The 23,486-nt window shown below is 70.5% G+C and carries 38 protein-coding genes; 35 read left to right on the top strand and 3 right to left on the bottom strand.

Annotation, left to right across the window (positions count from 1 at the left end; all coding sequences use genetic code 11):
- Positions 1 to 85: 85 nt before the first annotated feature.
- The 6 genes from ACF1FZ_RS28310 to ACF1FZ_RS28285 all read left to right on the top strand — a co-directional run bounded on the left by ACF1FZ_RS28310 (position 86) and on the right by ACF1FZ_RS28285 (position 2,549).
- Positions 86 to 277 (top strand): hypothetical protein, encoded by a 192-nt coding sequence (locus tag ACF1FZ_RS28310; RefSeq protein ID WP_391776222.1) that lies wholly within the window; start codon positions 86 to 88, stop codon positions 275 to 277.
- Positions 274 to 444, top strand: a complete 171-nt coding sequence (locus ACF1FZ_RS28305) for a hypothetical protein (RefSeq protein ID WP_391776221.1) — start codon at positions 274 to 276, stop codon at positions 442 to 444. The genes ACF1FZ_RS28310 and ACF1FZ_RS28305 overlap by 4 nt, the downstream gene beginning before the upstream one ends.
- Positions 441 to 887, top strand: a complete 447-nt coding sequence (locus ACF1FZ_RS28300) for a DUF6011 domain-containing protein (RefSeq protein ID WP_391776220.1) — start codon at positions 441 to 443, stop codon at positions 885 to 887. The genes ACF1FZ_RS28305 and ACF1FZ_RS28300 overlap by 4 nt, the downstream gene beginning before the upstream one ends.
- The gene (locus tag ACF1FZ_RS28295; protein WP_391776219.1) at positions 887 to 1,096 is read left to right on the top strand and encodes a hypothetical protein; all 210 of its coding nucleotides are present in this window, start codon (positions 887 to 889) and stop codon (positions 1,094 to 1,096) included. The genes ACF1FZ_RS28300 and ACF1FZ_RS28295 overlap by 1 nt, the downstream gene beginning before the upstream one ends.
- Positions 1,096 to 1,440, top strand: coding sequence for a hypothetical protein (locus tag ACF1FZ_RS28290; protein ID WP_391776218.1), 345 nt, complete (start codon positions 1,096 to 1,098; stop codon positions 1,438 to 1,440). The genes ACF1FZ_RS28295 and ACF1FZ_RS28290 overlap by 1 nt, the downstream gene beginning before the upstream one ends.
- 182 nt (positions 1,441 to 1,622) lie before the next feature.
- Complete coding sequence (locus ACF1FZ_RS28285) at positions 1,623 to 2,549, top strand: hypothetical protein (protein WP_391776217.1); 927 nt, start codon at positions 1,623 to 1,625, stop codon at positions 2,547 to 2,549.
- A gap of 71 nt (positions 2,550 to 2,620) precedes the next feature.
- On the opposite strand, the gene ACF1FZ_RS28280 is transcribed toward ACF1FZ_RS28285, so the two are convergent.
- Positions 2,621 to 2,836 carry a type II toxin-antitoxin system prevent-host-death family antitoxin gene (locus ACF1FZ_RS28280; RefSeq protein WP_391776216.1) on the bottom strand — a complete coding sequence of 72 codons (216 nt, stop codon included), beginning with the start codon at positions 2,834 to 2,836 and terminating at the stop codon, positions 2,621 to 2,623.
- Between the two features lie 188 nt (positions 2,837 to 3,024).
- Here ACF1FZ_RS28280 and ACF1FZ_RS28275 point away from each other — a divergent pair, with 188 nt between their 5' ends.
- The 4 genes from ACF1FZ_RS28275 (at position 3,025) to ACF1FZ_RS28260 (ending at position 6,540) form a co-directional block, all read left to right on the top strand.
- The gene (locus ACF1FZ_RS28275) at positions 3,025 to 3,444 is read left to right on the top strand and encodes a hypothetical protein (RefSeq protein WP_391776215.1); all 420 of its coding nucleotides are present in this window, start codon (positions 3,025 to 3,027) and stop codon (positions 3,442 to 3,444) included.
- Between the two features lie 66 nt (positions 3,445 to 3,510).
- Positions 3,511 to 4,647, top strand: a complete 1,137-nt coding sequence (locus ACF1FZ_RS28270; RefSeq protein WP_391776214.1) for a DUF2637 domain-containing protein — start codon at positions 3,511 to 3,513, stop codon at positions 4,645 to 4,647.
- A gap of 5 nt (positions 4,648 to 4,652) precedes the next feature.
- Positions 4,653 to 4,910, top strand: coding sequence for a hypothetical protein (locus tag ACF1FZ_RS28265; protein WP_391776213.1), 258 nt, complete (start codon positions 4,653 to 4,655; stop codon positions 4,908 to 4,910).
- A gap of 100 nt (positions 4,911 to 5,010) precedes the next feature.
- Positions 5,011 to 6,540 (top strand): hypothetical protein, encoded by a 1,530-nt coding sequence (locus ACF1FZ_RS28260; protein WP_391776212.1) that lies wholly within the window; start codon positions 5,011 to 5,013, stop codon positions 6,538 to 6,540.
- Between the two features lie 85 nt (positions 6,541 to 6,625).
- Here ACF1FZ_RS28260 and ACF1FZ_RS28255 read toward each other — a convergent pair whose 3' ends face one another.
- Complete coding sequence (locus ACF1FZ_RS28255; protein ID WP_391776211.1) at positions 6,626 to 6,874, bottom strand: hypothetical protein; 249 nt, start codon at positions 6,872 to 6,874, stop codon at positions 6,626 to 6,628.
- On the opposite strand from ACF1FZ_RS28255, the gene ACF1FZ_RS28250 reads away from it, so the two are divergent.
- The 25 genes from ACF1FZ_RS28250 to ACF1FZ_RS28130 all read left to right on the top strand — a co-directional run bounded on the left by ACF1FZ_RS28250 (position 6,864) and on the right by ACF1FZ_RS28130 (position 23,039).
- Entirely contained in the window at positions 6,864 to 8,660 is a 1,797-nt protein-coding gene (locus tag ACF1FZ_RS28250; RefSeq protein WP_391776210.1) for a hypothetical protein, read from the top strand. The genes ACF1FZ_RS28255 and ACF1FZ_RS28250 overlap by 11 nt on opposite strands.
- Positions 8,657 to 8,902, top strand: a complete 246-nt coding sequence (locus ACF1FZ_RS28245; protein ID WP_391776209.1) for a hypothetical protein — start codon at positions 8,657 to 8,659, stop codon at positions 8,900 to 8,902. The genes ACF1FZ_RS28250 and ACF1FZ_RS28245 overlap by 4 nt, the downstream gene beginning before the upstream one ends.
- Positions 8,903 to 8,909: 7 nt before the next feature.
- A complete protein-coding gene (locus ACF1FZ_RS28240; protein WP_391776208.1) occupies positions 8,910 to 9,386 on the top strand; it encodes a hypothetical protein in 477 nt (158 codons plus the stop codon).
- A 14-nt stretch (positions 9,387 to 9,400) separates the two neighbouring features.
- Entirely contained in the window at positions 9,401 to 9,574 is a 174-nt protein-coding gene (locus ACF1FZ_RS28235; RefSeq protein ID WP_391776207.1) for a hypothetical protein, read from the top strand.
- A 68-nt stretch (positions 9,575 to 9,642) separates the two neighbouring features.
- The gene (locus ACF1FZ_RS28230) at positions 9,643 to 9,846 is read left to right on the top strand and encodes a hypothetical protein (protein WP_391776206.1); all 204 of its coding nucleotides are present in this window, start codon (positions 9,643 to 9,645) and stop codon (positions 9,844 to 9,846) included.
- 471 nt (positions 9,847 to 10,317) lie between these two features.
- Positions 10,318 to 10,596, top strand: coding sequence for a hypothetical protein (locus ACF1FZ_RS28225; RefSeq protein ID WP_391776205.1), 279 nt, complete (start codon positions 10,318 to 10,320; stop codon positions 10,594 to 10,596).
- Between the two features lie 28 nt (positions 10,597 to 10,624).
- Positions 10,625 to 10,936 (top strand): hypothetical protein, encoded by a 312-nt coding sequence (locus ACF1FZ_RS28220; protein ID WP_391776204.1) that lies wholly within the window; start codon positions 10,625 to 10,627, stop codon positions 10,934 to 10,936.
- A 598-nt stretch (positions 10,937 to 11,534) separates the two neighbouring features.
- Positions 11,535 to 12,122, top strand: coding sequence for a bifunctional DNA primase/polymerase (locus tag ACF1FZ_RS28215; protein ID WP_391776203.1), 588 nt, complete (start codon positions 11,535 to 11,537; stop codon positions 12,120 to 12,122).
- Between the two features lie 49 nt (positions 12,123 to 12,171).
- Entirely contained in the window at positions 12,172 to 13,095 is a 924-nt protein-coding gene (locus tag ACF1FZ_RS28210; RefSeq protein ID WP_391776202.1) for a hypothetical protein, read from the top strand.
- Positions 13,095 to 13,580: a hypothetical protein gene (locus ACF1FZ_RS28205; RefSeq protein WP_391776201.1), complete on the top strand. Its 486-nt coding sequence runs from the start codon at positions 13,095 to 13,097 to the stop codon at positions 13,578 to 13,580. Before ACF1FZ_RS28210 ends, ACF1FZ_RS28205 begins: the two co-directional genes overlap by 1 nt.
- 8 nt (positions 13,581 to 13,588) lie before the next feature.
- On the top strand, positions 13,589 to 15,265 hold the full coding sequence (locus ACF1FZ_RS28200; RefSeq protein ID WP_391776200.1) for a terminase: 1,677 nt from the start codon (positions 13,589 to 13,591) through the stop codon (positions 15,263 to 15,265).
- Positions 15,266 to 15,284: 19 nt separating this feature from the next.
- Positions 15,285 to 16,721, top strand: coding sequence for a hypothetical protein (locus tag ACF1FZ_RS28195; RefSeq protein WP_391776199.1), 1,437 nt, complete (start codon positions 15,285 to 15,287; stop codon positions 16,719 to 16,721).
- Entirely contained in the window at positions 16,714 to 17,517 is an 804-nt protein-coding gene (locus ACF1FZ_RS28190; protein WP_391776198.1) for a hypothetical protein, read from the top strand. The genes ACF1FZ_RS28195 and ACF1FZ_RS28190 overlap by 8 nt, the downstream gene beginning before the upstream one ends.
- Before the next feature lie 60 nt (positions 17,518 to 17,577).
- Positions 17,578 to 18,321: a hypothetical protein gene (locus tag ACF1FZ_RS28185; protein WP_391776197.1), complete on the top strand. Its 744-nt coding sequence runs from the start codon at positions 17,578 to 17,580 to the stop codon at positions 18,319 to 18,321.
- 18 nt (positions 18,322 to 18,339) lie between these two features.
- Positions 18,340 to 18,741 carry a head decoration protein gene (locus tag ACF1FZ_RS28180; RefSeq protein WP_391776196.1) on the top strand — a complete coding sequence of 134 codons (402 nt, stop codon included), beginning with the start codon at positions 18,340 to 18,342 and terminating at the stop codon, positions 18,739 to 18,741.
- A gap of 15 nt (positions 18,742 to 18,756) precedes the next feature.
- On the top strand, positions 18,757 to 19,812 hold the full coding sequence (locus tag ACF1FZ_RS28175) for a major capsid protein (protein ID WP_391776195.1): 1,056 nt from the start codon (positions 18,757 to 18,759) through the stop codon (positions 19,810 to 19,812).
- Complete coding sequence (locus ACF1FZ_RS28170; protein ID WP_391776194.1) at positions 19,812 to 20,144, top strand: hypothetical protein; 333 nt, start codon at positions 19,812 to 19,814, stop codon at positions 20,142 to 20,144. Before ACF1FZ_RS28175 ends, ACF1FZ_RS28170 begins: the two co-directional genes overlap by 1 nt.
- A 3-nt stretch (positions 20,145 to 20,147) precedes the next feature.
- Complete coding sequence (locus ACF1FZ_RS28165; protein WP_391776193.1) at positions 20,148 to 20,555, top strand: hypothetical protein; 408 nt, start codon at positions 20,148 to 20,150, stop codon at positions 20,553 to 20,555.
- Complete coding sequence (locus tag ACF1FZ_RS28160) at positions 20,552 to 20,905, top strand: hypothetical protein (RefSeq protein ID WP_391776192.1); 354 nt, start codon at positions 20,552 to 20,554, stop codon at positions 20,903 to 20,905. The genes ACF1FZ_RS28165 and ACF1FZ_RS28160 overlap by 4 nt, the downstream gene beginning before the upstream one ends.
- 2 nt (positions 20,906 to 20,907) lie before the next feature.
- On the top strand, positions 20,908 to 21,180 hold the full coding sequence (locus ACF1FZ_RS28155) for a hypothetical protein (protein WP_391776191.1): 273 nt from the start codon (positions 20,908 to 20,910) through the stop codon (positions 21,178 to 21,180).
- Entirely contained in the window at positions 21,177 to 21,578 is a 402-nt protein-coding gene (locus tag ACF1FZ_RS28150) for a hypothetical protein (protein WP_391776190.1), read from the top strand. Before ACF1FZ_RS28155 ends, ACF1FZ_RS28150 begins: the two co-directional genes overlap by 4 nt.
- Positions 21,575 to 21,811, top strand: coding sequence for a hypothetical protein (locus ACF1FZ_RS28145; RefSeq protein WP_391776189.1), 237 nt, complete (start codon positions 21,575 to 21,577; stop codon positions 21,809 to 21,811). The genes ACF1FZ_RS28150 and ACF1FZ_RS28145 overlap by 4 nt, the downstream gene beginning before the upstream one ends.
- On the top strand, positions 21,808 to 22,008 hold the full coding sequence (locus ACF1FZ_RS28140; protein ID WP_391776188.1) for a hypothetical protein: 201 nt from the start codon (positions 21,808 to 21,810) through the stop codon (positions 22,006 to 22,008). Before ACF1FZ_RS28145 ends, ACF1FZ_RS28140 begins: the two co-directional genes overlap by 4 nt.
- On the top strand, positions 22,009 to 22,569 hold the full coding sequence (locus tag ACF1FZ_RS28135; RefSeq protein WP_391776187.1) for a hypothetical protein: 561 nt from the start codon (positions 22,009 to 22,011) through the stop codon (positions 22,567 to 22,569).
- Positions 22,570 to 22,682: 113 nt separating this feature from the next.
- Positions 22,683 to 23,039: a hypothetical protein gene (locus ACF1FZ_RS28130; protein WP_391776186.1), complete on the top strand. Its 357-nt coding sequence runs from the start codon at positions 22,683 to 22,685 to the stop codon at positions 23,037 to 23,039.
- Positions 23,040 to 23,170: 131 nt separating this feature from the next.
- On the opposite strand, the gene ACF1FZ_RS28125 is transcribed toward ACF1FZ_RS28130, so the two are convergent.
- A complete protein-coding gene (locus ACF1FZ_RS28125) occupies positions 23,171 to 23,395 on the bottom strand; it encodes a hypothetical protein (RefSeq protein ID WP_391776185.1) in 225 nt (74 codons plus the stop codon).
- Positions 23,396 to 23,486 lie beyond the last annotated feature (91 nt).

Genomic DNA, 23,486 nt, shown 5'->3' with positions numbered 1-23,486 from the left:
CCACCCCACGGCCCGGGGCGCCACCACCACCGCGTCCCGGGCCGCCCATCCGGATCCGCCCACACCCCGCATGAGGAGCCACACCATGACCACAGACCCCGCCGCTGAAATCCGAGCCGCCGAGTCGCGCCTCTGCGGCAAAACAGTCGCCGTCAACGGCGCGACGCACCCGCCATGCGCTCGGACCGCGGGCCACCGCGAGGCGTACTGCCGGGACTCCACGTACAGCAGCTACTTCCTCGCTGCCCCCGCCGTGACCGAGAAGCCCGCCCGATGACTGGCCCGAGCCGCCTGCCCCATGGATGGCACGCCCGCGAACCCCGCGTGCAAGCCACCAGCACCGGCGAGCAGATCGTCGCCGACGACGCACCCGACCCCGCCCCGCCCCCGAACCGAGCAGCACGCCGCGCCACCGCCCGAGCACTGCGAAAGAAGAATCCGTGACCACCCTGCCGAACGGCTACTACGCCGCAATCGACCCCGCCGATCCGACCACCGTCACCTACTGGCGATCCCGCGCCGGGATCGTCTCCGTCTGGCCGAAGAACGCGTGGTACGGGCCCGCCCGGCCGCTCAAGCGCAACGCCCCGGCGGATGCCGACGAGCGGATCGCGTGGCTGCGTGAGTGGCAGGCCGGATACGTGAAGTGGCTGCGGGCCGTGCACGCCGTGATTGACCAGGACCCCGCGGCCGCCCGCCACCGGTTCGCCGAGCTGTCGACGCGCTGCTGTCTGTGCGGGCGTCCACTGTCCGACGACCGGTCGAAGGTGCTCGGGGTCGGGCCCGACTGCCGGGAAGGGTTGAGCGAGGACATGCTCGCGCAGCTCGTGACGCCCACCATCGCCGCCGCGCACGCCGCACGGCTTGCCACTGCCGAGGGGGCGTGATGTGCACCTTCGACCCGGACGGCCTCGACGAGCTCACCGACGAGCAGATCGCCGCGCTCTTCGAACGGGAGCACACCCCCGTCGAGCTCATGCTGCTCGCCGGGTACGCCCGCCCCGCCACGGCAGCACCCCGGCAAATCGACGTGCACCGCAGCATCGACGACCTGCCCGCCCTCGACACCTACCTGACCGGAAGCGAGGCCCGCTGATGAATCCTCACGTGATCCGGCACCGCGACGCGATGCGACGCCACCGCAGAACCCGAGCGATGCTCGCCGCCGCGGCGACCGTGCTCGGCCTGGTCGCCCTGGTCTGCGGGGCGCTTGCCGTGTGGGTACCGTTCGGTGTCTGCCTGATCGTGTCCGTGTTCCTCACCGAGGGCGCGGCACGGGCGGGCCGTGACTACCGGGCGGCCGCTGAACAATGCCGCCGGACCGAGCAGCCGCCGGTGCGGCTCGTCGTGCGGCAGCCCGTCGCGTGCTGTAGCACGTGGGTGTCGTCGGCCGGTCTCGTCCACGGGGCGCGGTGTGACGTCGGGCGGTGGGCCGCATGAGCGAGAACGATGTCGCCGCGACTCTCATCGTCTGCGTTACCACGATCATCATTGCCCGCATCTGGGCCTCGACGAAACGCAAGTAACCCCGCTGAAACGACGACGGAGCGCCCCCATCCGGCCAGATGAACGGGGCGCCCCACGCGGTGAGATCACCCTACGCACCGCAGGAGAAACCCGCCATGAACAACCGCCCCGCCCGCACCACCGCCGAGAACCTGCAGCACATCCTCGACCACTGGGACCACCTGCGCGACGCCCTCGACACCGACGGCCCCGGCGGCACGTGGCCCCCGGCCCGCCCGGGCGCCGAGTACCTGCGCGCCCTCGACGACCAGGACGCCGCCGAGGTGTCCCTCGCCGCGGCGATCGCGCACGCCGTCGCCCACCCGCAGCAGCTCGTCACCACCCGACACCACACCGGACAGCTCTACTACCGGTGCGCGCACTGCGACCACGTCGGCGAGGGGCTCCCGCACCCGGTGCGCGAGGACCGCGACCCGGCGCAGCTCGGCGAGCGCCCGGTGCCGATCCGGCTGCACATCGCCGATGCTTCCCGGGCGATCGAGATCGCGCTCTGCAGCCTCGCCGACTCGATCGCGGCCCGCAGCGCCACCGACCCGGCCGATTGGTACCACGCCGACCGAGAGCAGCGCACCGCACCTACCGCCGCCGCGTGGCTGCTCACGCAGCTCGCCGACGGCCCGTGCTGCCCGACCCACGATGCTGCGCAGGCCCGGATCGATACGTACGCCCGAGAGGCGGCTGCCCGGCTCGACCGGGTGCTCGGGATCGGGTACACGTCTCGGGTCCTGCCGGGCATGCCGTGCCCGTGGTGCGCCGGCGATCTCGTGATGCACTGCGAGGCGGGCACGGTCATGAGCGTGACGTGCGCGACCGGCCTGATCGACTGTGCGGCGCCCGTCCCGTTCGATATCGATCGGCGGGCGCGGGTGTGGTCGACTGTCGAGCAGCTCGCCTCGCTGCACCGGGCCCTCGATGCGGCTGAGCAGCGCCGGGCCGAGGCTGAACGCCGGGCGAGGCGTGCGGAGGATCGGCGTCGGCAGCGGGCGGCAGCGCGGGATCGGGCGTCGGCCGCCGCGGCGTAGTTTCGGAGTCCTGCACGGCAGTGAGCCCCCACCCGACCGGGTGGGGGCTCACTGCTGTTCGTGACCGAGCGCTACTCGGCTCGGTGCGCAGACAGGATTGCGACCGCAGCGTCGGCGCCACCGGCTTGCTCAATCAGTTCACCGAGTTCGGCGGGTACGACAGCCGCTTGTCGTTTCCCGCGGCTCGTCAGGTACGCCACTTTCCGCAGCAGTCGGACCGAGGCGAGCAGCTCGGACAGATTCGCTCGCGCTTCGGCGACCGGGTGATCAGTGGCGTTGGTGTCCATGGCGCCCAATTTAACCATCAGGCTTGATGTACAACAAGACTCGATGTACATTCACTGTCGGTCGGTGCTGACACGCCGGCCAACGCAGAACGGCCGGGCTCGGTGCTGACACACCGACCCGGCCGCCCCCGCAGGCACTGACATGCCCGTGGGATGCCCGACCCCCTGCCAGAACAGGAGAGTCAGACGTGCACGATCGTACCGAGTACCCGCAGCCCAACACCCCCACCCGCAGCACCGAGCGGCAGCCGCTCGCGTGGGGCATCATCACCCGCCGCGGCGAACGCACCATCACCCTGATCGCCACCGAGGGCAGCATCACCAGCACCAGCCGCTGCGCCCTGGCCCCGAGCGACGACGCCCGCACCGCCCTCGGCACCATCGCCGACTGCCTCACCACCGAAAACCCCACGTACCCCATGACCGGACCCGACCGCCGGCGTCTCGCCGCGCTGTACGCGTCCGCCGAGTGGGGCGTCGGCGAGACCGAAGGGGCGAGCGAGCCCCTCATGCGCGAACTGCTGCGTCACATGCCCCCGATCACGGACAGGCGCACCACCCGCCGGGCGTACGCCGAATTGCTGCGCCCCGCCCTCGCCCGTTCCTGACCCTCGACCGACCGGCCCGCGCGAATCCCCCATGCGCGCGGGCCGGTCACCCATGGGAGAACTCTCGTGCCGCCTCGCCTCGACCTCACCAAGACGCAGCGCCGACTCGTCGGTGCCTTGCTCGTCGGCGCCGCACTGATCGCCACGATCGGGTTCGCCGGCTCGTACGCCGCCGTGCGGAAACTCGCCGTCGAGAAGAAGTTCGGCGAGTTCGCCCTGATCTTCCCGATCGGTCTCGACGCCGGGATCGTCGTACTGCTCGGCCTCGATCTGCTGCTGTCGTGGCTGCGCATGCCGTTCCCGCTGCTGCGCCACATGGCGTGGCTGCTGACCGGCGGCACGATCTGGTTCAACGCGTCCGTGTCATGGCCCGACCCGGTCGGCACCGGCATGCACGCCATGATCCCGCTGCTGTTCGTGATCGTCGTCGAGGCGGCGCGGCATGCGATCGGGATCGGTGCGGAGATCACGGCTGACCGGCGGATCGAGCCGGTGCGTCTGGCCCGGTGGCTGCTTGCCCCGGTGTCGACGTTCCGGCTGTGGCGCCGGATGAAGCTGTGGGAGCTCCGCAGTTACGACGACGTGCTGCGGTTGGAGCGGGACCGGATCGAGATGCGGGCCCGGCTGCGCGAGAAGTACGGGTGGCAGTGGCGTTCGAAGGCGCCAGTCGATGACGTGCTCGCGCTCCGTTTCGCTCGGCACGGCCGCCCCCTCGCCCCGGCGGCCGGCGACCCGGTCGTCGAGGAGGTGCCCGCCCCGGCACCCGCCCCCGCCCCCGTGGCAGCGGCCGCCCCGACGCCCGCCCCCGCCCTCGATCGGGAGATGCCCCGCCCTGCCCTCGAAGCGCCCCGCCCCGCCCCGGTCGACGCCCCCGCCCCCACACCTCGCCCCGCCCCCGATCTGGAGAACGCCCCGCCCTCTGCACGCCCCGCCCCCACGCCCGCCCCGGTCGTCGACGACGGGGCGCCCGCCGCCCCGACCCGCGACGAAGTGAAGCGGCGGCTGCGCGCCCTGTACGACGAGCTCGGCGCCCGCCCCCTCGAAGGGCAGATCGCCGAACTGCTCAAGGCGGCTGGCGCCGAGGGCTACCCCCACACCTCCCGGCGGCACGGCCAGAACCTGCGCAACGAGATCGAGAGGGGCGAGCCCACGCTCGCCGCCCGCGGCTCCGACAACGTCACCCCCATCGCCGGAAACGGATAGCGCCCATGCCTGCCATCACCCGAGCCGCCATGCTCCGCGAGGCGCACTACTTCGAGCACATCGCCGCCGTTCGCTCCGACACCGCTGCCGAGGACGGCGAGCGGGTCGCCGTCGACCCGGACCGCACCCCGCAGACCCGGAAACGTGCCGCGTGTGCCGCCCGTATCGCGCGGGCCCGCGCCGCCGAGTTCCGGTCGATCGCGCGGGAGCTCCGGGCCGGAGAGGTCCCCGACAGCCTCGATCGAGCTGCACTCGCACCGTGACCGCGACTGCAGTCACACCCTCCCCGCCCCACCCCCTACCAGCGCGAACACCCCCCACACGACCGCACAACGACCGCAGTCGCAGTGAAGGAGACACCCGGTGACGAACACCGAAGCACCGCCGCAGCAGCCCGCGGTCGTACCCGAGCAGCCCACCGAGCAGCCCGAGCCCGTCGAGGAGCCGGCCGCCGTCGAAGAGCCCGCCGAGGCACCCGAGCCGAAGCCACGCAGCAGCACGCCACGGCTGCGCGGCGTGCCGATCGAGCCGCTCGTGATCGCCGCCGGGAACGGCACGACGATGGCGGCGACCGCCGCGTATCAGGCAGCCGGAACCGCCGGCCTGATCGGCGCCGCCGGGCTCGCCGGTGCGGGTGTGGTCGCTGCTGTCGTCCGTCGCCGCAGCACGGTCAAGGCTCGCCGAGCCTCGACTGCTGCGGGGCGGACCCGTACGACGCCCGCCCCGAATCGGGGGCGGGGCGGTCGGGGCAGGGCGCTCAAATCGTCGGGGCGGGGGCGCATCTCGTCGGGGGCGGGGGCGTCGCCCCGGGGGCGCCTCGGTCGGGGCGGGGCGTTCCGTTCGGCCTCGGGGCGGGGCGGGGCGGGTATCGGGGCGGGGCGTACGGGGGCGCCCCGAACCGGCCTGCGGTCCGCCCTCGGCTCGATCGGGGGGCGGAAGAACCATCCCGGGCGGAACGCCCCGGGGGCGCCCTCGCCCCGCACGCCCCGGCATGCCCGGGACAGGGGGCGGACCGGGAACCGAGCGCCGCTTGTACGGTCCGCCCTCGGGGCGGCCGGCCGGGGCGCAGCGATGACGGGCCGCGGGCTCGGGCCGGCCGGTCGAGGAATCGGCAGGGCGGGTAAGGCCCTCGCCCGGGGCGTCGGGGCGACCGGTCGGGTTCTCGGCCGGGGCGTCAGCCGGGCGGCAGGCGCCGCGACCCGGCTCGCCCGCAGTCTCGCCCGGCGCACCAAGAGCCCCCGCGAGACAGCGGGCCGGAACATCGCCCGCACCGGTAGGGCGCTGCTCGACAGTGCGTGGGCCGGTGCCGCCGGGGTGCTGTCCGCTCTGTGGAACTGGAGCCCCCGCGCCGGACTGGCCACGCTGCGCGCCGTGTGGTCCAAGCGCCGCCGCCGGCGCACCGAGCGTGCCGTCGACCGCGGCCCCGTGATGACTGGGCCCGCCGCCGCGGCGGCGCCCGGACCGATCGCCACTTTCGTACGCCGACCGGCAACCGCCGGCGGCTCCACCGTCACCACTGCTGGAGGCTCCACCATGTCCGGACACCACTTCCTCGGCCCCGCGATGGAGATGCACCGCATTGCCGCCACGTATCAGCCGGACGGCATGATGCAGGTCGGCCGCGACTTCGGGGGGCTCGCCGAGGCGCTCGAGCACGTCGCCGAGGCGATGAAGACGACGACCGCTCGCGCCGATGCCGAGGACCCGCTCGACCCGCGGATCATCGAGATGATGCAGCAGATCTACGGGCTGCAGATCAAGGCGGCTGAGCTCGCACAGCAGTTGAAGCCCGCTTTCCTCGCCTGCCACCGTGTCGACATCGACCGGCTGCAGAACCCCCGCCAGGGCGAGGCCGCGTGGGATGTCACCCGGAACGCGGACGTGTCGCTGTGAGCAAGGGCGTACAGATCGATTGGGATCGCGGGCACGGCACGTTCACCGGGCCGATCAGCGCCGCCGGGACCTCGCTCGCCGCCACCTACGCGGCAAGCGCCGCCGACATGCCCCCATGGTGGGCGGCTGTGGCGGCGGCCGGCGGAATGCTCGGCCACCACATCGCGGGCGTACGGTCCGGTGCGACCAGGGCGACACTGCTGCTGCGGGCGTCGGCATGGGCGGGCGCGGGCACCTGGTGCTCATGGGCGCTCGCCGTCGGCCCCTGGTCGGCCGACTGCCTCGGCGCCCTCGCCGTCGGGGCGGTGACGCTCAGCGCCGCCATGTCCGGCACGCGGGCAGCGCAGCACGCGGCAGAAGCGCAGCAGGCGGCCGAGGAGCTCGCCGCGCAGCGGGCATACCTCGCCCGAGCACACCGGATGCTCGCCGACGAGTGGATTGCCCGCATCGCCCGGGTGTGCGGGGTCGAGGGCGTGCAGATCGTCGGCGTCGAGATGTGGGAACACGGCAACGGGTACACCCTCGACGGCGTGCTGCCGCCCGGCGGGCACACGTGGCGGCATCTGCAGGCCGCGCAGAACGGTCTCGCCAGTGACGCGCGGCTGCCGAACGGGTGCGGCGTCGAGATCACCGAGGGTGCCGACCGCGGCTCGTTCCTGGCGAACATCGAGACCGCGAATCAGATCGCGGGCGAGCCGACGATGTACCCCGACGATTACTCGCCCCGGTCGATGAACGACGGTCTGCAGCTCGGCGTGCACCGCGACGGCACCGAAGTCGCCCCGTGCGTACGCCAGTCGTCGGGCGTGTGGACCGGCCGCAAGGGCTCGGGAAAGTCGAACCTGATGAACGTCAGCATCGGCGGGCAGTGCCGCATGGTCGACGCGCTCACGTGGGTTATCGACCTGAACGGCGGGTCGCTCGCGCTGCCGTGGCTGCGGGCGTGGCACAAAGCGGGGCGCCCCGGCCGGCCGCCGATCGACTACGTCGCCGACACCCCCGAGAAGGCGCTCGCCATGGCCGAGGCGCTGCTGCGGATCGCTCGGGCGCGGAAACCCGGGTACGCCGACCTGCAGATCGAGCACGACGACGACAAGTTGCCCGTCAGCCCGGCCGTGCCCGGCATCATCGTCAACGCCGACGAGATTGCCGAACTGTACTCGGGCAAGGCGCGTAAGGACCCGACGCTGCGCAAGGCCGGTGACGCGCTGCTGCAGGTCGTCGAGCTCGCCCGTGCCGTCGCGTGCAATGTGATCGCCGCGGCGCTGCGGGCGACGCAGGACGTTATCGAGGAACCGCAGCTCGTCGTGCAGGCCGGGCTCAAAATCGCCATGAAGTCAGACGAGCGTGAGCTCGCCTACCTCATGGGCTGGAGCGAGAAGATCGGGCCCGAGGACATGCCCGAGCCGGGCACCGGGGCAATCAAGGTGCTCGACGAACCCGCCCGGCCGTTTCAGGCGTACCGCATCACGCCGACCAGGATCGCCGAGATCGTCGTCGCCACAGCGGATATGCAGCCCGAACTCGACGAGTTGTCACGCACGGCCGCGGGTGAGGCGTACGCCCGCCGGTGGGAGAACACCGGGCACCTTTTCGACGGCAGCGTCGTCGCGAGCATCCCCGCACCGGCCGCCGTCGACCAGGACGTACGACCGGCTCGGGAAGGGTGGACCGACCCAACGGCGGGATGGGGCAAGCCTGCCCCGCTCACACCGCCGGCCCCCGGCCCGGACCCGATCGCCGAGGCCGACGCCGCGGTCGACCGGATCCGCGACAACATCAACGAGACGACGCGACGCGATCCGGAACTCGAAGCGAAAGCCCGCGCCATCTTCGAGGCGGGCGGGCTCGAATGGACACCGCCACCGAACCCACTCGCCGAGGACACCGCCGGCGGTAAGCGCGAGGACCCGCGCAAGGGGATCGTGTTCGAGATCGTCTCGAAGAGCGGACCGAACGGAATCGGTCCCGAGGCAATTCGCGACGCGATCACCCGGCTGCACCCCCACCTCGACGCACCGCACGCCGCGACGATCGGCCGATGGCTCGACGCCGACCCGCGCATTCATAAGCCGAAGTACGGGCGCTACGCCGTACGTACAGATGGGACACAGTCATGACCATTCGTAAGATCACCGGCCGCGCCCTTTCCTTTCTCGGCGAGCTCGTGCGTTTCATGGCATTCATGGCCGCGGCGTTCGTCATCCTCGGGAGCATCGTCCCGGCCAGCACCGGCGCACGGCCGGTTACGGGGCACCCGGCCGGCCTGTTCGTTCTCACCCTCGCTCTGATCGGCGTCGCGTACCTCGCGGCTGAACTGCGCGAGCTCGGCAACCGGCTCAGCTCCACCACTCGGCGATAGGGCACCCATGCACCAGGACACACCTCGGAACACCGCCGCCCCGGCCGTGCGGTACTTCGCACCGTCGCGAATCGTCCCGGCCGCCGAGCAGCACCTCGTGCCCGCACCGCCGCCCGGCATGCGGGTCACCGGGTACGTGCGTATCGACGGCATGCTGTACCCGCAGTACGGGCCGCTTCACGAACCGATCGTGCCCGTCATGCCACCCGCACCGCCCGCGCCGTCCGGACTTGACCCGCAGGCGCAGCGCCTCGCCGCATGGGGCGTGTTCGCCGTCGGTATCGGTGTCGGCAGCTACTTCGGTCTGCAGGCGCTCGCGCTCGCCCTCGACTCGCTCGTGCAGGTGCTGATCGCGGCCGCAGTCGTGGGCGCGGTGTGGTCCGCGCCGACCGCCCGCCGTGGTGGACGCGAGACGCCGACGTACGTCACGCACAACCGCGGCATGCTGGCAGGCTGGAAGGCGCAGAACGGCCCGCGGACGTAGCGACGGAGGAACCCATGCCGAAGAAGATCGAGCACGTGCCCGCGGGCCGGTTCATGACCCTCGAAGAGATCGCGCAGTTCGTCGCCGACGCGTACGCCGCCGGCGCGAGCGGTACGGACATCCCGACGGGCCGGCTCTCGTTCGGCGGGAAGCTGCAGCAGCTCGTCGTCACCGTCGAGCACGAGTGACACCTGCCGCACCGCGCCCCGTACCGCATCCCTCGCGGTACGGGGCGCAGTCACGAGAGGATGACCCCATGAACTATCGCCCGTACCCGAACGCCGAGCGCGCCCGCCACCGGATCGGCCGACCCCAGCGCGGCCCCGCACCGCAGCTCGTGCTCGTCGACGAGATCGCCGGGTGGGTCAGCTCCGAAGAGTTCTGCAGGCGCATGCGGAGCGCCGGGCAGAGCACCGCCGAGGTGCTCGGGCTGCCCGACGAGAAGCGTCGCACCGGCTGATCACCCCACCCGCACGACCCTGTACCGGCGCCCCTGCCAACGCGTTCCCCCAACGTGGCAGGGGCGCCTTTCTGCGCGGTTTCTGAGCGGAATCGCAGAAGAATCGCGTGCGTTTCTCACACGATTCGAAGCAGAAACGCGATCGATTCTCTGTCTACTTTTCGGCATCATCGCAGGTCAACGCATTGTGTCCCCGGGGGACTCCCTCGGGACTCGCGTGCGCGCGTTCCACTCCACTCCAATCCACTACTTATACGGGGCGGATGTAGAGAGAGATCTACCGGTAGTAGCGCGCGACGTACGAGCGCGCTCTCTCTCCCCACCACCACACTTGACGCCAGACGATCACGTGTCGCAGGATTGGCCGCAGTTCCGCATGCCCAGAAACAGAAGCAGCCCCGCCACCGAGCGGGGCATCGCCATTTCCAGGGCAGCAGCGACATCTCACCCCCGACCCGCGATCGAGGGACCATGACCCCGAACACCACTGACGCCACCCCGCAACAGCACGCCGCAGCCATGGCTCTCCAGTGGGCCACGCTCGCCGAAGAGCACACCCACCAGGCGTACGCCGCACAGGACAAGATCACCGAACGCCAGGGCACCACCGGGTCGTTCTCGACACGGCTGCTGCGCGACCACCAGGCCGACCACGCCCACCACGTTGCACGCGTCGGCGAGGCAGTACGCATGGCAGAGATGTGGGCCCGAGTGGCCAGCGCCACACCGCACACCCCCCGGCCCGAGTAGCACCCCCCGTCGAGGAGACCCCGCCCCCATGCGCGTACGCCTCACCGACGGAACCCGCGAGATCGAAATCAGCACCGCACCCGGCGAACTACACACCCTCCCCGACATCGAGGCCACCGCCCTACGCCTACTGCACTCCCTCACCCCGCAGACCACCCCACACCCCGACGACGACGCCCCCCGGCCCCCCTTCGGCTACACACCCCCCACCCCCATCGACACCCCCCTCGACGGCATCTCGCTCAGCAGCGACACCGAACGCGCCGAGCCCTACGCCGAACCCGGCCGCGACGAAGACGACTACGACGACCAGCACACCGAACGGACACAACGCGCATGAGCGGCGGATGGGCAGACAGCAACCGACGCAGCGAACTGCCCGACAACTGGTACACCGAGCTACGCCCCTTCGTCCTGCACCGCGACGAGTACCGATGCCGATGGCGCGAAGGGCGCATCGTCTGCGGACACCACGCAAACCAGGTCGACCACATCAGACCGGGCAATGACCACCGACCCGAGAACCTGCAAGCGCTGTGCGCGCACCATCACGCGATCAAGTCCAGTCGTGAAGGGAACGCCGCACGATGGCGCGAGAGAGCCAAACGGCCACCCGAACGACACCCAGGACTCATCAGCCCCTGAAAGGCGCTCAGATCGGCACACAGAGGCCCGGACGGGTGGGGGGTGACTCCCCTCCCCCGCCCCCCAGGCCGCTCGGGAGGTGCTGCGGGCCCGGTTCTGTACGGGTCTGGGGAAAACGGCCACGTGGGGGCACGTGGGCGGCCCGCTGGCGGGCGGGCACGGATGCGGCAGGCTGATTCGATGGCGCGCGGCCGAGGGTCCGCAGATCGCCTCTCAGCCTGCCGCCCATCCGACACCAACTCGATATGCCCAGGTCAAAGCGCTAAAAGCGTACGCTGCTGTAGACTGGACCCATGAAGACGAGCCGTCGCTGCGAGCACTGCGAGGGGCCGATGCCGCTCACGGCTCGGCGGCACGCGCGGTTCTGTGAGCCGCGGTGCCGAGCCGCTGCTGCTCGTCGTCGGCGCACCGTCCCGGCCGAGCTCACGCGCCGGCCGCGCTGGATCCGGCACACCGCTCGTAAGGTCCCGTTGACGATCGGCGGCGCGACGGCGAGCAGCACGGACCCCTCGACGTGGTCGCGGTACAGCGAGGCGGCGGCGAGCAGCAGCGGGGCCGGCCTCGGGTTCGTCCTCGACGGCGACGGCGTCGTGTGCCTCGACCTCGATCACTGCCTCGACGAGCACGGCGAGCCGGCCGGGTGGGCGCGCACGATCCTCGACGCAGCCGGCTCGACATGGGTCGAGGTGTCGCGCTCGGGCGACGGTCTGCACCTGTGGGGATATGGAACTCTGCCGCAGGGCCGGCGGATCACGGTCGGTGGCGGCGGCTCGGTCGAGCTGTACGGGACCGGCCGGTACATCGCAGTGACGGGGCGGACGTTCGGCGACACGCCGCGGCGCCTCGGTGAGCTGCAGCACGTAATCGACGCTCTGCTGTAGCGCCCCGACACGGGTGTGCTGCGGCGCACCCGACACGGGAGGTACAGCCATGGCACGTCTGCAGATCCTCGAACTGCCCGAGGGACCCGATGACACGCGGCCGCCGTTCGTCCTGGTCGTCGATGAGAGCGCGCCGCAGCGCGTCATCATCGGCATGGATCACGGCCGGGTGCGTGACCACTGGCAGGACGCCGCCGATCGGATCGGTGCGCGCGGCGCGATCGTCACCGCCGAAACGGTCGAGATCCCGGCGAACGATGTGTCGGTCGAGTTCCGCGAAGGTGTGCAGCAGCACCTCGGCGAGATGTACGAGACGGCTCGGCGGTCGTTGTCGGAGTCGGAGACACTCGGGCACACGCTGCTGCAGCGCGCCGAGAATGCCGATGGGCGCTCGCGGGCTATGGAGGTGCAGCGGGACCGCGCCAACCGTCGCGCCGAGCAGGCCGAGGCCGGAAGGGTCGCCGCCGACAACGTGCTGCGGGCGGTGTGCGAGGTGTTCGGCGGTCCCCATCAGGATCCGGTCGTGAAGACGCGCGAGACGCTGGCACGAGCCAACGCGGCCGAAGCCAAGCTGCAGGCGTTTGCCGAGGAGCGGCAGCGCGAGTTCGTCGACCGCATGGACGAGATCACGGATGCACTCGGGCTCGACCGGCTGCGCGACTGGGGCGAGATCGTGTCGGCGATCAGAATGCAGCGGCAGGTCGCGGCCGACGGCGAGCACGTGTTCGGCGAGCCCGGATACCAGGACCCGCAGCGGTGCGCGCGGTGCGGACTGGGCCGTGACTCATGGATGAGGCAGCGAGACACGCGTACGTGCAGCACGGTGCGAGCGGACGCCGAGTCAGGGCACAACTTTCGGCCCATCGGCGCGCGTGATGAGCTCGCCTGTCTCCGGTGCGGCGTGCCCCGGATCGAGTGGGCGGTGCGCCGCGACACCCCGCAGTGTGACGTCGTTCGGCAGGGGGGCGAGTGATGGCAGGCAACGGCCCTGTTCCGAAGAGCCGCAAGGCTCGCCGCAACGCCGACGCGATCCCGCAGACCGTACTCAGGTGGGAGCGCGCCGAGCCGCCCGCCCTGCCCGACTTCACAGTCGAGAAGGGCGAGCAGCTCGTCGAGTTCCACTGGCCTGAGCGCACCCGCGAGTGGTGGCAGATGTGGATCGACAGCCCGCAGGCCGAGCACTTCGGTACGTCCGATTGGCAGTACCTGCTCGACACCGCCCTGATTCACGCTCGGCTGTGGCGGGGTGATCTGTCGGCGGCCGGCGAACTGCGATTGCGCGTTGCGGCGTTTGGTGCGACGCCGGCGGACAGGGCGCGGCTGCGCATGGTGTTCGCCGAGGCGGACGGCGCCGACGGTGGCAGCGGCCGGTCCGGGGGCCCGTCGGCTCGTGAGCGGTACGGGGCGGCGAAGTTGCGGTCACTGCCTGGTGGGAAAGCGGCGACTGCCGAGGAGTAGGGGGCGTCATGCCGTGGCGCGGCCCCGAGTTCGAGGGCGAGCGCCCGACGCTCGGGTACTACGTCCTCGACTGGATGATCGAGAACCTCGCACAGCCTGGCCGGGACGACGGGTCTCCGTTCATCCCGACGCAGGAAGAGGCCGACTTTCTGTGCGATTTCTACGAGCTGCACCCGGTGACCGGCAAGCGGATCGTTCACCGGGCTCTGCTCTCCCGCCCCCGCGGGTGGGGTAAGTCACCGTTCGTCGGGGCGATCGCGCTCGCCGAGGCGTGCGCCGACGTCGTTCCGGACGGGTTCGACGCGTACGGCGAGCCGATCGGCCGGCCGTGGCACTCAATCCGTACGCCGCTCGTCCGTATTGCCGCGGTGACCGAGCAGCAGACCGACAACACGTGGGTGCCGCTGCTGGAGATGGCGCGTGGCAGATCGCTGTCGACCGACTACGGGCTCGATGTCCTCGACACCGTGATCTACCTGCCGCGCGGGCAGGTCTCCCCGATCACGTCCTCAGCGACGAGCGCGAAGGGTGACCCCGCCTGTTTCGCGTCGCTCGACCAGACGGAGGAGTGGAAGGAGTCGAACGGCGGCGTCCGGCTCGCGAAGGTGATGCGGTTCAACGCGGCCAAGTTGGGCGGCAGCATCATCGAGACGCCGAACGCTTTCACCCCGGGCGAGGGGTCCGTCGCGGAGAACTCGGCGGCCGACTACCAGGCGATCATCGACGGCCGGTCGAAGGCGCGCGGAATCCTGGTCGACCACCGGGAGGCGCCGCCCGAGACGGACATGACCGACGAGGAGTCGCTCGTCGCCGGCCTGCGGTACGCGTACGGGGACAGCAGCGATCACCCCGACGGGTGCGTGCTGCACGATCCGCCGTGCGCGCCGGGATGGTCGCCGATCGAGCGGCTCACGTCGGAGTTCTACGACACGTCGAACGAGCCGCAAGACTTGCGTGCCGACCTGCTGAACCAGATCACCCACGCCTCGGACGCGTGGCTGTCGCAACCCGAGGTGCGCGCGGCGACCGACCTCGGCCGGGCGGTCGAGCACGGAGAGCGCATCGTGCTCGGTTTCGACGGGTCGCGGAAGCGGTCGCGCGGCGTGACCGACGCGACGGCGCTGATCGGCTGCCGGCTCAGCGATGGGCACCTATTCGAGATCGGGGTGTGGGAGCAGCCGAAGGGGTGGAAACCCACTGCCGACGCCCCGAAGGAGGGGTGGCAGGTCCCGGTCGTCGAGGTGCTCGCGCGGGTTCACGAGACGTTCGACCGGTATGACGTGATCGGGTTCTACGCCGACCCGGCGAAATGGGAGTCTCACGTCGCGGACTGGGAGGCGGCATATGGGCCGCAGCTGCTCGTGCAGTCGACCCGGAACCATCCGATCGAGTGGTGGATGACTGGCGGTCGCAGCACGTTGATCGTGCGGGCGCTGGAGAAGTTTCACACCGCGTTGACCGAGCGCGAGCTCACCCTCGACGGCTCGTCGGCGCTCGTGCGGCATCTGCTCAACTCCCGGCGGCGCAAGACGCGGTCGGGGATCCAGATCATGAAGGCGAACCCCGACAGCCCCGACAAGATCGACGCGGCGGTGGCCGCAGTGCTGGCGTGGCAGTGCCGCCTCGACGCGATTGCCGCCGGCCTCGCCGTCGAGGTCGAGGAAATGGGCGGCTACACGTTCTGACAGCCCGAGAGGGGGCGACGTGCTCGACGAAACACCGGAGATCGACAACCCCGACTTCTGGCTGCTGCGCCTCGGCCGGCGGATGCGCAAGCGCGAGAGGCTGCTCGACGAGTGGTGGCGCTACTACCGGGGCCGGCCGCCGCTGCCGGAGCTGCCGAAGAACGCGCAGCAGGCGTTCCTCGACTTTCAGCGCAAGGCCAGGACGAACGTCTGCCAGCTGATCGCGAACGCGTCCGTGCACCGGCTCACCGCGCTTGGCGTGACCGGCCCGGACGGCGAGCCGGACACCCGGGCGTCGCTGTGGTGGCAGAAGAACCGGCTCGACTCCCGGCAGAAACTCGTGTGGCGGGTCGCCATGTCGCAGAGCGTCGGGTACATGCTCGTCGGCGAGCACCCGACCCGGACCGAGGAGAACGGGCGCCCGTCGCCGCTGGTCACGGCCGAGCACCCGCGTGAGTGCATCGTCGAGTACGACCCCGAGACCGGTGAGCCGCTCGTCGGGCTGAAGGCGTACCACTCCGATATCGACGGTTACGGCTACGCGGTCGTGTTCTTCGACGACACCCGATTTCCGTACAAGACGAAAGAGCGGTGCGGGCGGCGCCTGCCGTGGGGACCCGATTCGTGGGTGCCCGTCGGCGGCGACCAGGGCGAGCAGCACGACCTCGGCATGCTGCAGCTGGTCGAGTTCGCCCGCATGCCGGACCTCGGCGAGGATCCCGAGCCGGAGTTCGCCGGGGTCACGGACATTCAGGATCGACTGAACCTCGGTGTCCTGAACCGCATGGCGACATCGAGGAACGCAGGGTTCCCTCAGAAGTGGATCAAGGGTCACAAGTTCGCGAAGAAGGTAGATCCCACGACCGGGCTGCTCACGGTCGATCAGCCATTCGTGCCCGGCCCGTCGGCAATTTGGGTCAGCGAGGGCGAGAAAGCCGAGTTCGGGCAGCTTGCCGCCGCCGACCTGAGCGGGTTCTTGAAAGAGCACGAGTCCGATGTGCGCGACGCCCTGATCCTGTCGCACACCCCCGCGTACTACTACGCCGGGCAGCTCGTGAACATCAGCGCCGACACGATCGGCGCGCTGGACATCCTGCACGTGGCCAAGATGCGCGAGCACATCAGCGCGTTCGGCGAGGGCCTCGAAACGGTCATGGCGCTCTGTGCGGCGCAGGCCGGGGTACCCGAGGACTACACCGAGGCCGAGGTGCGGTGGGCGAACCCGGCACATGCCTCGCTCGCCGTCCGGGCCGACGCGGCAACGAAGTTCAAGAGCATCGGGTACCCGCTCGACGTCATCGCCGAGGAAATGGGCGAGACGCCGGCCACGGTCCGCAGGATCACGGCCGGCGCGGCGTCGCAGGCGCTGCTCGCCGCCTCGCTGCTCCCGGCCCCGGGCGCAGCGCCCTCGGCGGGCAACGTCCCGGACGACGACGGCGGGGTGCCCGGTGGGTGAGGCGCTGCAGGCTGCTCTCACCGAGCGGTACGACGCACTGTCGGGCTCGCTGCGCGACCGGCTGATCTCGTTCGTCCTGTCCGCATTCGACTCGCTCGGGGACTACCGCGACGCCGACGCCGTGGTGTTCATCGAGCGGGTACTGCCGGTCGTGCTCGGTGTGCAGCAGAAGATGGGACAGATCACCGACGCGTACCTGTCGACGATGATCGCGGACATGATGGGCGGTGCTGCGGCGCCGGCCGGGATGGCGATTTCGGAGGAACTGCGCGGGGTGCCGCCGGGCGAGGTGTACAGGCGTCCGTTCGTCCAGATGTGGACGGCACTCAGCCGCGGGCACGACTTCGTAGACGCGGTGGGGCAGGGCCGTACGCGTCTGCTCAGCATCACCGAGACCGACCTGCAGCTCGCCCGCACGCACGCCGCGCAGCAGTCGATGCAGCGTGGCGGTGTTCGGTTCTTCCGCCGGCGCCTCACGAGCGGGCGGAACTGCGCGCTGTGCACGATCGCCTCGACGCAGCGGTACCGGGTCGAGAACCTCATGCCGATTCACCCGGGCTGCCACTGCAAGCCGGAGCCGCTGCCCGGCAACCGGGATCCGGGGCACGTCATCGATGAGCAGCTGCTTAAGGATGCGCACGACGCGATCGCCCGGGACTTGGGCGAGTCCGACCGCGGCGGCCGCTCCCCCGACTATCGCGACGTGATCATCACGCGCGAGCACGGCGAGTATGGCCCTTTGCTGGCCGTCCGCCGCAACAACTTCACCGGCCCGGACGACATCCCGGCCGCGTGATCGTACGGCGCCGACACGGCGCACCTCTTGCTCACCCACCCCGACACGGGAGACACCACCATGCGCATGCGCACCCTGCCCCGTCATGCCCGGACCGGGCAGACCGCCGTCGGATGGCGTAAGCCGCGGCCCGGCGAGCCATCGACCGGGCTGTTCCCGGTGTGGCCGATCCTCGGTGGCGCCGAGGACGACGACGACAGCGGCGCCGATCCGGAAGACGACCAGGACGACAGCGACGACGACGAGCCCGACACGGACAAGGACGTCGACAAGGTCGACCACAAGGCCGAAGCCGAGAAGTACAAGGCGCTCATGCGCAAGCAGGAAGCGCGGGCCAAGACGAACGCGGCCGCGGCGAAGGAACTCGCCAGGATCAAGCGCGAGGGAATGAGCGACCTCGACAAGAAGGTCGACGAAGCGGTCGCAGCAGCCCGAGCCGAAGAGCGTGTGAAGAGTGGCGTGCGGGTGGCACGGCAGGCGTTCCTCGCCTCGGCATCCGGCCGGCTGGAGAACGCGAAGGACGTCGCCGACGAGCTCAACCTGAAGAAGTACGTCGATGAGGAGGGCGACGTCGACGAAGACGCGATCGCCGAGCTCGTCGACAAGCTTGCCCCGAAGAAGTCCGGCAAGGACGACGCCGACCAGGACGACGCCGAGCGCGACACGCGCCGCCGCCGCCGGCCGGGGAGCAGCTACCAGGGCGCGCGCAACGGCAGCGGGCGCAGCAAGGACAAGCGGGGCAGCGCAGCGGACGGGGTCTCTCTGTACGAGGAACTCATCGGCCCGCGCACCTCGAAGAGCTGACACAAGGAGATACCGAGCATGAACCTGCAGCAGACGGTTCGCACGTTCGGGATGGACGATCAGTCGTGGCTCGGCAGCGAGCACGGTACTCGGGCGACCGAGTCGTGCACGCTCGACGTCTCGACGTTCACCCCGGCGACGCACTACCCGGCCGGATTCTTCAAGAGCGGTGTGCCCCTCGGGCTGATCACCGCAACGAAGAAGTACGGCCCTTACGACGGCGCGGCAACCGACGGCCGCGAGACGCTCGTCGGGCACCTGTACGCCGCGGTCGGGGCACCGGCCGACAACACGATCGACGTCGCCGCCGCGATCCTCACGCACGGCAAGGTGCGCATCTCGCGCCTGCCGGTGCCCGCTGCGGTCGACGCCGCCGGCCGCGCCGACGTCGCCGGCTCCATCCGCTACCTCGACAACTGAAAGGGGTGATTTGACATGAGCTGGGTTCTCGACACGCAGTACATCACTCCGGAAGAGCTCACACCGCTTACGCGAGTCGCCCTCGCCGAGCAGCAGGTGAACGCGTTCACCCTCGCTCGGTGGCTGCCGAATGTCGTGCTCGACGACATCGTGTACTCGTACCAGAAGGGCGGGGAGGGCGGTCTCACCGAGACCGCGGTCTACCGGTCGTGGGACACCGAGTCACGCATCGGGCGCCGCGAGGGCGTCTCGGACGTCATGGGCGAACTGCCCCCGATCAGCGAGAAAATCCCGCTGAACGAGTACGACCGGCTGCGTATCCGCAACATGGACGACGACGACCCGATGCGGCGGCTGATCGCCCGGGACGCGAACCGCATCGCGTCGAAGATCGCCGCCCGGTTCGAGGTCGGCAAGGGGCAGGCGCTCGCCGACGCGCAGTTCACGATCAACGAGAACGGGGTCGACCTGCCGCCGGTCGTGTTCGGCCGTAAGGCGGAGCACTCGGTGACGGCCGCGACGCTGTGGACCGACCACGCGAACGCGACCCCGATCACCGATCTCGAATCGTGGGTGCAGACGTACATCGACACCAACGGTGTCCCGCCCGACCGCATGCTGATGCCCCGCACGGTGCTCAGCGACATGCGGCAGTGCGACCAGGTCGTGCGGCAGGTATTCCCGCTCGCCCCGGCCGGCTCGGCGCCGATGGTCTCTGTCGAGCAGCTCAACACCGTGCTGTCCGGAATGGACCTGCCGCCGATCGAGATCAACGACGCGCGGGTGAGCGTGGATGGCGTCGCAACCCGGATCATGCCGGCGAACGCGATCGTGTTCGTTCCGGCCCCGGGTCCCACGGACGCAGCGCAGCCGAGCGACCTTGGCGGGTTCCTGCTGGGGACGACCGCCGAGGCGCTGGAGCCCGAGTACGAGTCGGTCGACGGGCGTGCTGGGATCGTCGCGGCGACGTACAAGACGAAGGAACCGATCCGGCTGTGGACGCACGCGGCGGCGGTCGGCATGCCGGTTCTGCGCACGCCGAACCTCACCTTCAAGGCGGTGGTGCGCTGATGAGCGGCCGCAGGCTGAATACCTTCGTGCACGTCGGTGGTGTGGCGTACGGACCCGGCACCGATGTGCCGCCCGAGGTCGCCGAGAAGATCGGCGCACACGCATGGGAGTCGGCCGACGACCAGGACGACGGGGCTCAGGTCGGGTTCGAGGACCCGACGACACCGCAGCCGCCGGGTGACGAGCCGCCGGCCCGGTCCGGCCGCGGGTCCGGTATCGACGCATGGCGGAAGTTCGCCGAACAGAGCGGTGTCGAGTACGACACCGACGCGAGCCGCGACGAGATCATCGCGGCGTGCGAGGCGGCTGGCATCGTCGAGCGGGAGGAGTAGGCGATGGCGGCGGCGTTCGCGACGGTCGAGGACTACGAGAAGCGCGCCGCCGTCACCCTCGCCGGGGCCCGGCGCGAACAGGTCGAGGTCTACCTGGAGGACGCGTCGGCGCTCATGCGCGGGAAGATCCCGGCCGGGCACACCCCGGACCCGGCGACAACCAGGGCGATCGCCATCGCGGTGACCCGTCGGGTCATTGCGAACGGGGGCGGGTACCGGCAGCGCACGATCGGGCAGTACTCCGAGACGCTCGGCGAGAACGGCGGGCTCTACCTCACCGCCGACGAGATCGACCAGCTGCAGCCCGAGGACGCCACCGACCCGGACGCGGACGCCGCGTACACGGTCGAGCTCGTCGACAGCGCCGGGTGGCGGGACGATCCGGCGGACTTCTGCCGGCGGCTGCTGTGATCCCCGACGATCTGCTGCCGCACCTCCTGGACGTTGAGCACCCGGGCCAGACAACGGACCGGTACGGCAATACGGTCGACGACTGGTCGACCTCGACGCACTCGGCGGTACAGGGGTGGATGCAGCAGAACACCGGGGCCGAGGACGGCGAGCAGCGCAACGCGCAGATCGGCGAGTGGCTGCTGCTCTGCAACCCGTGGACCACCGGCGGTGACTCCCTCACCGTGCACGGTGCGGACCGAGTGCACTGGAACGGGCAACAGTTCGAGGTGATCGGCCCGCCCGGACCGGCATACGAGCCGGCCGCACTGCACCACTACGAGATCCGGCTCAAGACAGTGGAGGGGTGAACATGGCGAACAACGGCTTTCGGATCGTCCCCAACCGGCGGGCGGTCGCCCGACTGCTGACGGCACCGGGCACCCGGCGGGTGATCGAGGACAAGACTCGGGAGGTCGAGACCGCGGCGATCCGGGCGGCCGAGCCGGACGCCGGGCAGTTCCGCACGGACGTCACCGAGGAACCGTCGCGTGTACGTGGCGCCGTGATCGGCGACTACGCAACGTCGGATCCGGCCGAGTCGCGGCGGGCGCTGCTGCGCGGGCTGGAGGGCGGCAGGACATGAGCGCCCCGCCCGTCGCCATGCCCGATGCGGTTGCGGTTGTCGGTGCGTGGCTGCGGGCGCGACTGACCGCCCGCAGCATTACGGCACCGGTCGGCTCGATGGTTCCCTCACCGCGGCCGCCCCGGTTCGTCCGGCTGGAGAGGATCGGCGGCAGCACGCACTCGATCGTCACCGACCGGCCGCGCCTCGACGTGCATTGCTGGGGCGCCGACGAAGCAGACGCGCACGACCTGATGCAGGTGTGCCGGGCCGAGCTCGGCGCAGCCCGTGGACCCTTTGCCGGTACGACATTCGCCCGCCCTGCGACGAGCGGCCCGCAGTGGCTGCCCGACAAAGTCTCGGGGCAGGCCCGATACGCGTTCACGTACGACGTGACGCTGCGAGGTGAGGCGCTGTGAGCGACAAGCTGCGGATCGCCCGCGAGGTCCGGGTCGAGCGGCACGGACAGATCGCCCGACTGTTCATCGAGGGCGCCGAGTTCCCGTTTCACATCGCGGCCGACGACCCGATCGTTATCGGGCCGATCTCGGGCGACGACATGCCAACAGTTCGGTTCACCGTGTTCGCCGAACGCATCAACGTGATCAACGACTTCACCCCGGAACCCGACGACCAGGAGAAGAACCCATGAAGGTGACGTTCGCCTATCCGCGGGTGACCGCGGACGGTGCCGAGCACAAGCCCGACTCGACCGCCGACCTCGACGACGCCGAGGCGAAGGAACTCATCCGGGACGGGTTCGCCCGCCCCGCCGACAAGTCGACCCGCGCGCAGCCCAAGCCCGCCGCCACCGGCGGCCGGGCCGACCCCAAGGGAAGCGAGAAGTAAATGGCCGGCGACACCGATAACCCGAGGCTCTGGGAAGGCGCCGACTTCTACGCCGCCCCCGTAGGCACGACCGCCCCCACAGACGTCGTTGCGGCACTCGACGAGGGTTGGCTCGCGGTCGGTCTGCTGTCCGAGGACGGGGCGAGCGAGTCCCGTGACCAGGACTCGACGGACCACTACGCGTGGGGCGGCAAGCTGGTCCGCACCACGAAGAGCAAGCACAAGAGAACCATCAAGGTCACGTGCCTCGAAGACAATCTGGTCGTTTTCGGGCTCGTGAACCCCGGCTCGACGGCGACGACCACAGACGGAGTGACGACCCGAATCGTCAAGGTCCCGAAGACGGACCCGCGGGCGTTCCTGCTGGAGCTGCGCGACGGCGAGATTACGAAGCGCAGGATCCTGCCGAAGGGCGAGGTGTCCGAGGTCGGCGAGATCCCGATGTCCGATTCGGCGCTGACCGCGTACGAACTCACGATCACGATCTACCCGGCGGCCGACGACACCCTCTACATCGACATCACGGACGACCCGCAAGCCGCGGTCCCCGTCACCCCCTGACGGCGCCCGCGGGCACCGCCACATTCCGGCGAGCGGCCCGATCTGCGCGGGTCCGGGCCGCTCGCCTCTCTCCTGTCCCATGACCCGCGCACGCACGAAGGAGACCCGCGCCCATGACCACTCAGCAGAAGACTGCCCCGGCGAAGCGGCGGCCGGACGACAAGCCGTTCGACTTCAACCTCGACGCCGTCGCCTCCGAAGTTGACCTGACCCCGTTCGTCTTCCAGTACAAGGACCGTCGGTGGACGTTCGAGCACATGCAGGCGCTCGACATCATGCCGCTGATCGAGTCGGCGCAGCACGGCGACGCGTCCGCCGTGATCGGCACGTTTCGCGAGGCGCTCGGCAAGCAGTGGCCCGACTTCCAGAAGGCCGGCCTGCCGCAGTGGAAGGCGCAGGCCCTGTTCGACGCCTATCAGAAGCACTGCGGTATGGAGCCGGGGGAATCGCCGGCCTCGCCCGCCTCCTGACGGAGCACGGCGAGGCTGTTGAGGCGGACCTGCGCGAGCACTACGGTGCTCGCCTCTCAGACCTGTTCCGGCGGGACAGCACAGGGGGGTCACTGCTGACCTTGAGAGAGCTCGGGGTGCTGCTGCGGCAGCTACCGGGCAAGGCGCGTACACGGCTTGCCCTCGGTGACCGTGACGGCCTGTGGGGCCTCACCGAGCAGCTGCAGGCCGCAGAGATTGACACGCTGCGCATCGCAAATTGGCAGCGTGCGAACGCCGGAAAGAAGGAGCACGAGCAGTCGCCGCGGCCCGAGCCACTTGAGCGACCAGGCGTACAGGGCAAGCGGCGCATCACCGCTGCCGAGCTGCTCGCTCACCGGGAACGCACCCGCTCCCACGCACCACCCGCGGCCGCAGCATGACGTGCGCGACACCGCCCAACCCATCGAACGGAAAGGGCGGTGTCGC

Source organism: Streptomyces sp. NPDC014623 (assembly GCF_043088245.1).
GTDB lineage: Bacteria > Actinomycetota > Actinomycetes > Streptomycetales > Streptomycetaceae > Streptomyces.
This window is presented reverse-complemented; position numbering and strand designations above follow the sequence as displayed.